Below are 12741 nucleotides of genomic sequence, written 5' to 3' on the forward strand. Positions count from 1 at the left end.
CCGGCGTTGCTATGTCTGGACTTACTCAGCGCCGTCTGGGCCAGCGTCCGTCCCGGGAGCAGACTCCGCACCGCCCTCCATGGTCTCTCCGCTTTCCTCGTCCGATTGCGGCTCGGAAATCCGCTCGACCGAAACCACCTTCTCACCCTCGGCGGTATTGAAGATGGTCACGCCCTTTGTGGCGCGGCTGGCGAAACGGATGCCGTTGACCGGCACCCGGATGACCGTGCCGCCATCCGACACCAGCATGATCTGATCGTCATTGCCGACCGGGAAGGTCGCCACCAGCTGGCCGATCTCGGCCGTCTTCGACACGTCGGTGGCGCGGATGCCCTTGCCGCCGCGCCCAGTCAGGCGGAAATCATAGGACGACGAGCGCTTGCCGTAGCCATACTCCGTTACCGTCAGCACGTACTGCTCATGCGCCTTGAGGAACTCGTAGCGCTCGTCGGAAAGCTCAGCCTCCTCGCCGACCTCTTCATTGGTCAGCGCGATCTCTTCCTCTTCACCGGCCGCGATGCCAGCGGCAGCCCGCCGTTCAGCCGCGGCTCGCTTGAGATAGGCGGCGCGTTCGGCGGGCGGCGCATCGACATGCTCGATCACCGACATAGAGATGATGCGGTCGGTCTCGGCCATGGTGATGCCGCGCACGCCGACGGAATTGCGACTCTGGAAGACGCGAACATCGCCGACCGAGAAGCGGATGCACTGGCCGGAGCTGGCGGTCAAAAGCACGTCGTCATTGTCGGTGCAGGTCTCGACGCCGAGGATTTCGTCGCCTTCCTCCTCCAGCTTCATGGCGATCTTGCCATTGCGGTTGACCTGGACGAAATCGGACAGCTTGTTGCGGCGCACGGTGCCGCGCGTGGTGGCGAACATCACGTCGAGTTCGCCCCAGCTGGTCTCGTCCTCGGGCAGCGGCATGATGGTGGTGATGCGCTCGCCCTGCTCGAGCGGCAGCATGTTGATCAGCGCCTTGCCGCGTGACTGCGGGTTGCCGATCGGCAGCCGCCAGACCTTTTCCTTGTAGACGATGCCGCGCGAGGAGAAGAACAGCACCGGCGTGTGCGTGTTGGCCACGAACAGCCTTGTGACAAAATCTTCTTCCTTGGTCGACATGCCGGAGCGGCCCTTGCCGCCGCGGCGCTGCGCCCGGTAGAGCGACAGCGGCACGCGCTTGATATAGCCGGAATGGCTCACCGTCACGACCATGTCCTCGCGCTGGATCAGGTCCTCGTCTTCCATATCCGCGCCGCCGTCGGTGAGCTCGGTGCGGCGTGGCGTGCCGAACTCGTCGCGCACGGCGGCAAGCTCGTCCTTGACGATCTGCTGGACACGCGCCCGGGACGACAAAATGTCCAGATAATCAACGATTTCGGCGCCGATCGTGTTCAACTCGTCGGCGATCTCGTCGCGGCCGAGCGCGGTCAGGCGCTGCAGACGCAGTTCGAGGATGGCGCGCGCCTGTTCCTCGGACAGATTGTAGGTGCCGTCCTCATTGATGCGGTGGCGCGGATCGTCGATCAAAAGGATCAGCGATTCGACATCACCCGCGGGCCAGCGTCGCTCCATCAACTGCTCGCGCGCCGTCTGCGGATCCGGCGCGGTGCGGATCAGCTTGATGACCTCGTCGATATTGGCGACGGCGATGGCAAGACCCACCAACACATGGGCGCGGTCGCGCGCCTTGCGCAGCAGGAATTTCGTCCGCCTTGTGATGACCTCTTCGCGGAAGGAGACGAACGCCTTCAGCATGTCGGTCAGGGTCAGCAGTTCCGGCTTGCCGCCATTCAGCGCCACCATATTGGCGCCGAAAGAGGTCTGCAGCGGGGTGAAGCGGTAAAGCTGGTTGAGGATGACGTCGGCGACGGCGTCGCGCTTCAGCTCGATAACGACGCGATAGCCCTGGCGGTCGCTTTCGTCGCGGATGTCGGAAATGCCTTCGATGCGCTTGTCGCGCACCAGTTCCGCCATCTTCTCGATCATCGAGGCCTTGTTCACCTGGTAGGGGACCTCGGTGATGATGATCGATTCACGGTCATTGCCGCGCTGTTCGATGTTGACCTTGCCGCGCATGACGATCGAGCCACGGCCCGTAGAATAGGCGCTGTAGATGCCGGAGCGGCCAAGCACGATGCCGCCGGTCGGGAAATCGGGGCCAGGAATGATCTCCATCAGCGCCGGCAGGTCGATCGCCGGATTGTCGATGATGGCGATGGCGCCGTTGCAGACTTCGCCCAGATTGTGCGGCGGGATGTTGGTGGCCATGCCGACGGCGATGCCGCCGGAGCCGTTGACCAGCAGATTGGGAAAGCGCGCCGGCAGAACCTTCGGTTCGGTGTCCGAGGCATCATAAGTCTCCTGGAAATCGACCGTGTCCTTGTCGATGTCCTCCAGAAGCTCATGCGCGACCTTGGTCAGCCGCGATTCGGTGTAGCGCATGGCCGCCGGCGGGTCGCCGTCGATCGAGCCGAAATTGCCCTGCCCGTCGATCAGCGGCACGCGCAGCGACCAGTCCTGCGCCATGCGCACCAAGGCGTCATAGATCGAGGCGTCGCCATGCGGATGGTATTTACCCATCACGTCGGCGACCGGGCGGGCCGACTTCACATATTTGCGGTTCCAGTGGTAACCGCTCTCATGCGCCGCATAGAGAATGCGGCGATGCACGGGCTTCAGGCCGTCGCGCACATCAGGCAGCGCACGGCTGACGATCACGCTCATGGCGTAAGAAAGATAGGAGCTCTGCATCTCCTCGATGATGGAGATCGGCTCGATGCCGGTGGGGCCGCCGTCGGCGCCGCGCGGTGTCTTTTGGTCGGTCAAATCGGATCACAATCTAATCAGGAATCACTGACCGCTTATATAGGAAGCAAGGCCGAAACTCCAATGTCCGCGGCACTTTTCCAGTGTCATTTTTGGTGGTAATTTCAAAAGGATACCACTGATTGCGACGATATGGCCACAACGCTTTTCGCCGCCACAAGGCAAAAGCCGGCAATGGACCAACTTTCCCACGCGAAAGCCGCAAGCGCCATGAGTTGGCGCCGGTGGCTGCCTTTGCAGGCGCTGAGCGGCTGGCAGCTCCGGGATCTCATTGGTGATCTGATCGCCGGCCTGACATTGGCGGCGATCGCCATTCCCGAGCAGATGGCAACGGCCCGGCTCGGCGGCTTTGCCCCCGAGATCGGTTTTTTCGCTTTTGTCGCCGGTTCGGTGGCGTTTGCCCTGTTCGGCGCCAATCGTCACCTCTCGGTTGGCGCGGATTCGACCATCACGCCGCTGTTCGCCGGCAGCCTAGCGCTACTCGCCACATCCGGCTCGCCGCATTATCTGGCACTGGCGGCCATGCTGGCGTTGATGGTCGGGCTGATCGTAACCTTGAGCGGCGTCTTTCGCCTCGGCTGGATCGCCGATCTCCTGTCGGTGCCGGTTACGACAGGTTTTTTGGCCGGCATCGCAGTCCATATCATCGTCTCACAGATGCCCGGACTGCTCGGCCTGCCTGCCGAGAGTGGAGAAACCTTGCGGCGTGTCGGCGAGATTGCCGGCAATCTCCATCTCACCAATCCCTGGAGCCTGTGGCTCGGCCTCGGCGTGTTCGCGATCGTGTTCTGTTCGGAACGGATCAGCGCCCGCATCCCAGGCGCCCTGATCGGCATGGTGCTTGCCACGATTGCGGTCGTCGTCTTCGGCCTCAGGAATCACGGCGTCGAGGTGCTTGGCGCTCTGCCAAACGGCCTGCCGGGCGCCTATTTGCCGGTGACGAGCCTCGGCGATGTGCAAGCGCTCGTTCCGCTGGCGCTGCTGATCGCCATTGTCGTCATGGTGCAGACGGCCGCCACCTCGCGGTCCTTCGCCTCGCAACAGGACGCCTCGCCCAACGTCAACCGCGATTTCGTCGGCGTCGGCGCCGGCAGCATTTTGTCGAGCCTGTTCGGCGCCTTTGCCGTCAATGCCAGCCCGCCGCGTACAGCCATCGTCTCCCAGTCGGGTGGCCGCTCTCAACTGTCCGGCCTCACAGCCGCGGCCATCGTGCTGGCGCTCGGTGCCTTTGGCGGCGCCCTGCTCGCCAATGTTCCGCAGGCCGCCTTGGCCGGCGTCCTGATGTTCGTTGCCCAGCACATATTGCGCTGGAAGGTGTTCGCCGGCGTCTATCGACAAGCGCCGGTCGAATTCGTGTTGATCCTGGTCACCATGGCGGCAATCGTCGTGTTGCCGATCGCAACCGGCGTGGCGGTGGGCATCGGCCTGTCGCTGCTGCATGGCATATGGAGCGCGACGCGCACGGAGCCTATCGAGCTCGAACAGGTGCCGGGCACGTCCGTCTGGTGGCCTCCGGCCAAGCCCAGCGCTGGCGAACAACTCCCGGGAGTGCTGGTCGCGGCCTTCCAGGCGCCACTGTCCTTCGTCAATGCCGATCGCTTCAAGCGCGGCGTTTGCGACCTTGTCGATGCCAGGGACGAAACCGTGAAACTGGTCGTGCTGGAGGCCAGCAACATCGTCGAAATCGACTACACCGCCGCGCAGGCCCTGATCGACACCATCCTTCATTGCCGCAAGGCGGGCGCGGTCTTTGCCATAGCGCGGCTGGAATCGCTGCGCGCCCAGGCGGCGCTGGCGCGGTTCGGCATTGCTGAAATGGTGGGCCCGCAACGTATATTCCACAGCGTCGACGCGGCGATCAAATCACTTAGTCCGGGAAAACAGCAGCAGCAAGGACAGGATTGAGTGTCATGATCGACCCGCGAGAACCCATTGTCACGCCGGTTCCCGTCGAGGAATTGAGGCCGACGCAGATAACGGTCGGCATGCGGGAAGTTGCGTTGAAGCGCCAGATGATCCGGGAGCAGGACGCCAAGCAGAAGACCGGCGCTTTTCTCGGCAAACACATGGTGCCGGTCGTGTTGGGTCCCAAGAATCGCAACTACGTCACCGATCACCATCACCTCGCTCGCGCCCTGCTCGAGGAAGGCGTCAAGGACGTGCTTGTGACCGTGATCAGCGACCTGTCCGCGCTCGACAAGGACACGTTTCTTTTCGTGCTCGATAACAGAGGCTGGATGCACCCGTTCGACGAGAGCGGCCGGCGCCGCGATTACTCGGCTATTCCCAAGACAATCGGCGAACTGATCGATGATCCTTACCGGAGCATGGCAGGCGAACTGCGCCGGATGGGCGGCTTTGCCAAGGACACGACGCCGTTCAGCGAATTCATCTGGGCGGATTTCCTCCGTCGGCGCATCGATCGCAACGCGGTTGCGAAGAACTTCGACAAGGCGATGAAAGAGGCACTCAGCCTGGCCAAGGGCAAGGACGCGGACTATCTGCCGGGCTGGTGCGGCCCGACCTCGGACTGAGCCTGCCTCGGCCTAATGCATGTCGCCCAAAAGTGACCTCGGTTTTGGGAGAACGACATGCATAAAGACAAAACCTAAAGCGCGTCTCGACGCGCTTTAGGCGCGCGTATGACGATGCGGCCCGATCGGCTGGCGCGATAATCGCCCGGCGTCTGACCCATGACCCGTCGAAACCGGCGGTTGAACGTCGACATGTCGTTGAAGCCAGCGTCGAAGGCGATCGCCGAGATCGCGTCGGCGGACAGGCGCAGCCGCAATGCCGCACGGTGCAGGCGGGTCTTCAGCAGGAACTGGTAGGGCGTCATGCCGGCGACCTGCCGGAAAATGCGCAAGAAATGATAGGGACTGGTCGCCGTCTCATCCGCCAGTGTCGACAGCGAAACCGGCCCGTCGGCATCCAGTTCTATCCGCCGCACGGCTTCGGCCACGCGTTTCTGATCGCGGCGGCTAGGTCCGCGCCTAGTGGATGTGGCGCCGGAAACCGTGGCCACAGCCGCGGCGGCAATGCGCAGGGAAAGTTCCTCGAAGGCACCCTTGTCGGCCATTTCGCGCGCGGCCTCCGCCTCGGCCAGCAAAGGCGCCAGGGCCGGCAAGGGCGGCAGGCGCGGCGCTTCGAAGGCAAGCGTGCTCGCGCCCGGCACACCGGCGATGATCCGTTCCATGTAGACAGGCTTGAAATGGAACGAGAGACAGCGGTCGCCGCTGCCATGTTCGTGCCCGCATTCATAGCAGGTGCCGGAATTGCCGAGCAGCAGCGCGCCGGGCGCCATCATGCCCGTTCCCTGCTGCGCGCGGTAGCGGAACGTGCCGCTGGTGACCGCCGCGATACAGAAATCCCGATGGGCCTCCTCGAACGGCCGGTCGCCCGCGCCGGCCGTGCAGATCACATCCGCCACATGCCAGCCGGGTCCGGATGCGAGAGTGCGGGTCGTCGCTGTCATGGCCGAAATATAGCAATTTTTCCCAAGCCCAGAACCCCGTCAGCGCCTACTCCTCGCGGTCTCCTGACAGAAAGAGACCGCAGTCATGTTTGACCCCTTTGCCGAAGCCCTGCACAGTCCCGGTCCGATCGGCGGGCTTGCCGAAAAACTGGACCTTTACGGCCGCTTCGTCGGCGCCTGGACTTTCGACGCCTCGCGCCACCTCGAGGATGGCACCGTGCTGACCGGGCGTGGCGAGGTGCATTTCGGCTGGGTGCTCGAGGGCCGCGCCATCCAGGACGTCTGGATCCTGCCCGCACGGAACATCGGTTCCCAGCCGTCCCTCGGCAAGTGGACGTTCTACGGCACGACGCTTCGGATCTATGATCCCGGCGCGGACGCCTGGCACATTTTCTGGAGCGATCCGCGCAATCAATATTTCAGCCGCCAGCTCGGCCGGGCCGAGGGCGACGCGATTGTGCAGGTCGGCGCCGACGGCACCGGTTCCTCGGTGCGCTGGAGCTTTTCGCGGATCACCGAAAATTCCTTCCGCTGGCTCGGCGAGCGCTCGCACGACAATGGCGCGACATGGCGGCTGGAGGTCGAGTTCCTGGCGCGGCGCGTTGCAACAGCCTGAACCAGCAACCTCTTGTAACGATAGGGAAAACCATGTTCGATCATATCTCGATCGGCATCCGCGACGCCATTTCCTGATTGTACGCATGAGAAATCCCTTCCGCCCGGCCCGCGCGGGCAGATTCCATGTCGAACTTTTCAGAAATGGCGAGCTGGCTTGGCCGGCCCCATTGTGAAAAAGAAACTGCTGAGACGACGCGCGTATTGAATCGGCGACGGGCGACGATATAGGGTCGCCCAAGGCAGGGTTTTTCTCCAATGGCCAAGAACGCCGAGATTGAAATTCTGCGCGCGATCTCCATCCTCATGGTGATCACTGCGCACGTTCCGTTCATACTGGCTTGGGAATCGGCGTATTGGTGGCCTGTATTCAGGGTAGCTAATTTTTGGGCTGGCGTGGATATCTTCTTCGCGATATCGGGATTTGTGGTCACTGCCACGCTACTGCGCCATATCCGGTCTGAAACGCCCCTCATCGCCTTGAAGTCGTTTTGGATCCGGCGTTTCTTTCGTCTCGCCCCGCTTTCCTGGATGACCTTGGCTCTCTCGATAGTGTTGGCCGCCACCTGGAACGGGTTCGGCTTTTTCGGCAGCCCGCAGAACAATTTCTACGACGCCGTGGCGGTTGTGATCTACGTCCAGAACTGGCACTTTTTCCAATGCCTGTCAGCCGGCTGGAAGACATGCGGCATCAACCTTCATTTTTGGTCGCTGTCCTTGGAAGAACAGTTCTATATCGCCCTTCCGCTGGTGTTCATCTTCTCGCGTAAATGGCTTGCAGCGATCTGTGCTCTCCTCATCGTCATCCAGTTTCCGCTTTACCGACCCAACACCTCATGGCTTTGGATCACGCGGACCGATGCCATCTCATGGGGCGTCCTTATCGCGCTGTTTTCGCAGCATGCCGACTATTGGCGACTGGCTCCCACCATCTTTCGCCACCGCCACATCGGTCTTCTCTTCGCGGCGCTCGCCATCACCGCCATTTGTTTCCTGTCGGGCGGACTGATCGTTTCGTTCTATGTCGGGTTGATAGCTCTGCTGGCTGGCTCTCTGGTCTGGATCGCCTCTTATGATCGAGGCTACCTGTTCCGAAACGCGGAAAGCCAACGTCTGCTGCTTTGGATCGGTAAGCGCTCCTACGCCATCTACCTTTTCCACTCCATAGCCTTCAGGCTGGTCAAAGAGGGCAGCGCCCGCTACGCCGGCAGTGCGGAAGCCATCCGGAACTCGGCGCATTCCGTCGTTATTCTCGCGGGGGGGCTCATCCTCACCGCCGCCATCGCCGAGATCGCGTGCCGCCTCATCGAAGCCCCATTCCAGACAAAGGGACGAGCCATGGCGCAGCGGATAGTTGCGCCAACGACTGTTGCCGTCCCGACTTAATTTCAGGGCCTAACGGCCGCACCGTTGTTATCGCCGATTGGCCGGCATCGGAGGAATCTGTCTGCCTTGGCGACCCGGACGGCTATCGCCTGGAGGCCTATTGCAGCGCTGCCGGCTAACCCTGTTGAGCTCCGCAGTTTCGCAGTCAAGACAGTTCCCACCGACCGGGCTTTGCTCTACCAATGCGAAGCGGGCTCGGCCCGGCGGGAGGGTCAGCGATGCCGAGTTTCGACAGCCTGTTCAATGCCTTCGTCACCATTCTCGTGACCATCGATCCGCCGGGGCTAGCGCCGCTGTTCCTCGCCGTGACGCGCGGCATGAACCGCGAGGAGCGCCAGCAGGTTTCGGTCCGCGCCTCGGTCATCGGCTTCCTGGTGATGGCGCTGTTCGCGGTTGCCGGCGCCTCGATCCTGTCGGTGTTCGGCATCACGCTGCCGGCATTCCGGGTTGCCGGCGGTTTCCTGCTGTTCTTCATCGCCTTCGAAATGGTCTTCGAGCGGCGACAGGACCGCAAGGAGAAGATCGGCGACGTCGCCATCACCAAGGACATGATCCACAACATCGCCGCCTTCCCGCTGGCGATCCCGCTGATCGCCGGCCCCGGGGCGATTTCCGCGACGGTGCTGCTCTCCGGCTCGTTTCAGGGCTTTGCCGCGCAGACAGCACTTGTCGGCATCATCTTCGTCTGCCTCGCCATCACCTACCTGGTGTTCGTGCTGTCGGAACGCATCGACCGCATCCTCGGCCAGACCGGCCGCTCGATCCTGACCCGCCTGCTCGGCGTCATCCTGGCCGCACTGGCGGTGCAGTTCGTGGCCGACGGCATCAAGGCACTGATGGCGGGGTGAGGTTGGGAATGGCTGTCGATCCCAGGATTGTCGAACTGGAGTTGGCATTGCTGAAGGCGCCAACCCGCTCTGATCCGCGTTTTCTTGACGCCGTTCTCGACGACAGCATGATCGAGTTCGGCAAATCCGGTTTCGAATATGACAAACGATCGATCCTGGCGGCGCTGAAGGATTCGAAGGAACAGCCAGCGCCCGACGATCATTTGGAGATGACCGACATCAGAGCGGTTCAACTGGCTTCGGAGGTCGTGCTTCTCACCTATCGCCTGCGACCCAGAGCAGAAAACGCAGTCGCGTCGTTACGCAGTTCTATCTGGAAACATTGTGACGGGAATTGGCGACTGGTGTTCCACCAGGGAACTCGTGCAGCTTCGACAGCCTCATGAGTCAGGCAGGTGATTCCAGGTAAGTGCCGCCTGCCCTACTTCGCCGCCGTATCAATCACTTCAAAATCATGCGTGATCGTGGCCGTCTTGGCCATCATGGCGGAGGCCGAGCAGTATTTTTCGATCGAAAGATTGATCGCGCGCTGAACCTTGTCGGACGACAACGCGCGGCCCCTGACGATGAAATGCATGTGGATGCGGGTGAACACCTTTGGGTCGGTCTCGGCCCGATCGGCGTCGAGTTCGACGACGCAGTCCTCGACCGCCTCGCGACCCTTTTCCAGTATATGAACGACATCATAGGCCGAGCAGCCGCCGGTGCCGATCAGCACCAGCTCCATCGGGCTCGGACCCGGCGTCTTGCCCTCAGGGCCAGGTGCCGTTCCCAGCACCACCTTGTGGCCGCTGCCGGACTCGCCGATGAAGGTGCGCTCTTCGACCCACTTTATCCGTGCCTTCACCGCCCTGTCCTTTCAGTCCTTTGATCCCAAATCAACAATGCAAAACCCCGAAAGTCCATGCGGGACCCTCGGGGCGTATCGATCACACAACGTCGGCCGTTTGATTGCTTTCGATCAGAAGGGGATCTCGTCGTCCAGCTCGCGCGACGAACCGCCGCCACCGCCGCCCCTGGGTGCGCCGCCGCCACGGTTGAAGCTTTCGTTCGGGCCGGACTGGCCGAAATCGGAACCGCGGCTGCTGCCGCCGGAATAACCACCGACCTGGCCGCCCTCACCCTGGCGCCCGTCGAGCATCTGCAGTTCGCCGCGGAATCTCTGCAGCACGACTTCCGTCGTGTACTTGTCAGCGCCGGTCTGGTCCTGCCATTTGCGCGTCTGCAACTGGCCCTCGACATAGACCTTCATGCCCTTCTTCAGATACTGCTCGGCCACCTTGGCGATGCCCTCATTGAAGATGACGACATTGTGCCACTCGGTCTTTTCCTTGCGCTCGCCGGAATTCTTGTCGCGCCAGCTTTCCGACGTGGCGATACGGATGTTGACGACCGGCTCGCCCGAGTTCAGGCGGCGGATTTCAGGGTCCGCGCCGAGATTGCCGACCAGAATGACCTTATTGACGCTACCCGCCATGATTTTTCTCCGCGCTCATCCGAGAAACAAATTTTTGTCGCAGCACCTTACAGGCTACGAACGTCAGCCGCCTGCTAAGGCTGGCTTTTCCCACAAGGTTTTTGTTCCCTTTTCGTTCCTATATGCACTGCTGCTGATTGTCAAGGAATGGCAACAATGCCCGAGCCCATCATATGGGATTCAAAACAGCGCTTGCCAAATCAATAAGTATCGACTTATGCTTTTGTCATGATCGAAGCAGAAATTTTCCGCGCTTTGGCCGACCCGACGCGCCGCGCCGTCTTCGAGCGCCTCGCCGCAGCTGAGATGAGCGTGTCGGAATTGCGCAGCGGCCTGACGGTGTCGCAGCCGGCAGTGTCGCAGCATCTGGCGGTGCTGCGTAGCGCCGGCCTGGTGATCGAGCGGCGGGCCGGCCGCAACGCCTATTATCGTGCCGATCCGCAGGGGCTTGCCCCCTTGCTCTCCTGGATCGAGCGCTACCGAACCTTCTGGCCGGAGCGCATCGAAAGGCTGAAGACGGTTTTGAAGGACATGGATCAATGACGAGCGTGGGATCAATGAACGCAGGAAACCAGAGCGAAGCGACCCCGGATGTGCTCGAGTTCGAATACGACCTTGCCGAACCGCCGGAAAAAGTATGGCGGGCGCTGACCGTGCCTGAACTGCTCGCCGCCTGGATGATGCCGAACGATATCAAGCCTGAGACCGGCAGTCGTTTTGCCTTCGCCGGGCAGGACACTGCCATCGAATGCGAAATCCTCGACGCCGAGCCGGAGCGCTTGCTGCGCTATTCCTGGCGTGAGCAGCCGGGCGACGCTGGGGATCCGTTCGACAGTGTCGTCACCTTCACGCTCGCCCGCACCGTTTCCGGCGGTACGCATCTGCGCATCGTCCATGACGGTTTTGCGGGGAAAGCGATGCCTGCCGTCGCCATGGCCGGCGCCGGCTGCCGGCTCTCGCTTGGATTGCAAGGGCGCGCAAAGCCTGTCGCCGCGAACATACCGAACACCCTGCTGCTCGCAGCCTGAACACGGAAATCGGAGACGAAAAATGAGTGGTCTTGCCAGTCTGGTGCCGATGGTGATCGAGCAATCGAGCCGCGGTGAACGCGCCTTCGACATTTTCTCGCGGCTGCTGCGCGAGCGCATCATCTTCATCAATGGCGAGATCAACGACGATGTCTCGGCGCTGGTTTGCGCGCAGCTTTTGTCATTGGAGTCAGATAATCCCGACAAGGAGATATCGCTCTACATCAACTCGCCGGGCGGCGTGGTGACCAGCGGTTTCGCCATCTACGACACGATGCAGTACGTCAGTTGCCCGGTATCGACCGTGTGCATGGGGTTCGCCGCCTCGATGGGCTCGTTCCTGCTGATGGCGGGCACGCCGGGGCGCCGCATCGCGCTGCCGAACGCCACCGTTCTGCTGCATCAGCCGTTGGGTGGCTTCCAGGGCCAGGCTTCCGACATCCAGCGCCATGCCGAGCGGATCGGCAAGACCAAACAGCGCATGGCCGAACTCTACGCGCAGCATTGCGGCCGCAGCTATGAGGAGGTCGAACGCACGCTCGACCGCGACCATTTCATGACCGCTCGCGAGGCCCAGGCATGGGGCATTGTCGACCATGTCTTCGACACCCGCAAAAAGGCGGCATGAGGCTGATTTTGATCATCAATTAAATGCAGATGCACTAAATGCAGAAAATAGTTTTTATCAACTATCAATGAATTCGGCGCTATTGAATCCGTTGAATTATCAACAGAGGCATAAATGCCAAAGCCTAACGATCCAAACAAACGAGCATTACGCGCTATATTAGCTATAGCAGGAATATGCATGGCATTTTTCTTGCTAGTGAATGTTCCCGGAGGGTATGGATGTCTGGCGCGTGGCGGCGACGTGCGAATCGAAGGTATATCCATTCGCTGCTACATGGATTTTAGCAACTGGCAACCAGGCCAGCCAGCACGCCCTGTGTCAGACTAATATAGAAATTTGAAGACCTTGAAGCCTGATCACCACATTGAAGGCTGACGGCGTCGCATCCATTTCGCCGCCGCTGGTCTGGTTTCGCAATGAGCGCGGCACTATAGTCATGCCATGCGCTACCGCCT

The 12741-nt window shown here is 61.5% G+C and carries 13 protein-coding genes; 9 read left to right on the forward strand and 4 right to left on the reverse strand.

Annotated elements, in window-relative coordinates:
- Nucleotides 1–21: 21 nt before the first annotated feature.
- Entirely contained in the window at nt 22–2826 is a 2805-nt protein-coding gene (gene gyrA, locus AB4Z43_RS28325; RefSeq protein ID WP_441939888.1) for a DNA gyrase subunit A, read from the reverse strand.
- 174 nt (nt 2827–3000) lie between these two features.
- Here gyrA and AB4Z43_RS28330 point away from each other — a divergent pair, with 174 nt between their 5' ends.
- Both AB4Z43_RS28330 and AB4Z43_RS28335 read left to right on the forward strand, forming a co-directional pair.
- On the forward strand, nt 3001–4731 hold the full coding sequence (locus AB4Z43_RS28330) for a SulP family inorganic anion transporter (protein WP_441939890.1): 1731 nt from the start codon (nt 3001–3003) through the stop codon (nt 4729–4731).
- A gap of 5 nt (nt 4732–4736) precedes the next feature.
- Complete coding sequence (locus AB4Z43_RS28335; RefSeq protein WP_441939892.1) at nt 4737–5360, forward strand: ParB-like protein; 624 nt, start codon at nt 4737–4739, stop codon at nt 5358–5360.
- A 74-nt stretch (nt 5361–5434) separates the two neighbouring features.
- On the opposite strand, the gene AB4Z43_RS28340 is transcribed toward AB4Z43_RS28335, so the two are convergent.
- The gene (locus AB4Z43_RS28340; RefSeq protein ID WP_441939894.1) at nt 5435–6301 is read right to left on the reverse strand and encodes a helix-turn-helix transcriptional regulator; all 867 of its coding nucleotides are present in this window, start codon (nt 6299–6301) and stop codon (nt 5435–5437) included.
- Between the two features lie 85 nt (nt 6302–6386).
- Here AB4Z43_RS28340 and AB4Z43_RS28345 point away from each other — a divergent pair, with 85 nt between their 5' ends.
- From AB4Z43_RS28345 to AB4Z43_RS28360, 4 genes are all read left to right on the forward strand, one after another.
- Nucleotides 6387–6917 carry a hypothetical protein gene (locus tag AB4Z43_RS28345; RefSeq protein WP_064985635.1) on the forward strand — a complete coding sequence of 177 codons (531 nt, stop codon included), beginning with the start codon at nt 6387–6389 and terminating at the stop codon, nt 6915–6917.
- Nucleotides 6918–7174: 257 nt separating this feature from the next.
- Nucleotides 7175–8302, forward strand: coding sequence for an acyltransferase family protein (locus AB4Z43_RS28350; protein WP_441939896.1), 1128 nt, complete (start codon nt 7175–7177; stop codon nt 8300–8302).
- A 218-nt stretch (nt 8303–8520) separates the two neighbouring features.
- Nucleotides 8521–9150 (forward strand): MarC family protein, encoded by a 630-nt coding sequence (locus AB4Z43_RS28355; RefSeq protein WP_019858292.1) that lies wholly within the window; start codon nt 8521–8523, stop codon nt 9148–9150.
- A gap of 8 nt (nt 9151–9158) precedes the next feature.
- A complete protein-coding gene (locus AB4Z43_RS28360) occupies nt 9159–9536 on the forward strand; it encodes a nuclear transport factor 2 family protein (protein ID WP_441939898.1) in 378 nt (125 codons plus the stop codon).
- A gap of 35 nt (nt 9537–9571) precedes the next feature.
- Here AB4Z43_RS28360 and AB4Z43_RS28365 read toward each other — a convergent pair whose 3' ends face one another.
- Nucleotides 9572–9997, reverse strand: coding sequence for an OsmC family protein (locus AB4Z43_RS28365; RefSeq protein ID WP_441939900.1), 426 nt, complete (start codon nt 9995–9997; stop codon nt 9572–9574).
- 114 nt (nt 9998–10111) lie between these two features.
- Nucleotides 10112–10627: a single-stranded DNA-binding protein gene (locus AB4Z43_RS28370; protein WP_441939902.1), complete on the reverse strand. Its 516-nt coding sequence runs from the start codon at nt 10625–10627 to the stop codon at nt 10112–10114.
- 228 nt (nt 10628–10855) lie between these two features.
- Here AB4Z43_RS28370 and AB4Z43_RS28375 point away from each other — a divergent pair, with 228 nt between their 5' ends.
- Genes AB4Z43_RS28375 through AB4Z43_RS28385 form a run of 3 tightly spaced genes read left to right on the forward strand, consistent with a single transcriptional unit; the run spans nt 10856 to nt 12283 of the window.
- Entirely contained in the window at nt 10856–11170 is a 315-nt protein-coding gene (locus tag AB4Z43_RS28375) for an ArsR/SmtB family transcription factor (protein ID WP_069092223.1), read from the forward strand.
- Nucleotides 11171–11184: 14 nt separating this feature from the next.
- Nucleotides 11185–11655, forward strand: a complete 471-nt coding sequence (locus AB4Z43_RS28380) for an SRPBCC family protein (protein WP_038646950.1) — start codon at nt 11185–11187, stop codon at nt 11653–11655.
- A gap of 22 nt (nt 11656–11677) precedes the next feature.
- Nucleotides 11678–12283, forward strand: a complete 606-nt coding sequence (locus tag AB4Z43_RS28385; protein WP_019858300.1) for an ATP-dependent Clp protease proteolytic subunit — start codon at nt 11678–11680, stop codon at nt 12281–12283.
- The last annotated feature ends 458 nt before the right edge of the window (nt 12284–12741 follow it).

This window comes from Mesorhizobium sp. 2RAF45 (genome assembly GCF_052115225.1).
Classification (GTDB): domain Bacteria; phylum Pseudomonadota; class Alphaproteobacteria; order Rhizobiales; family Rhizobiaceae; genus Mesorhizobium; species Mesorhizobium jarvisii.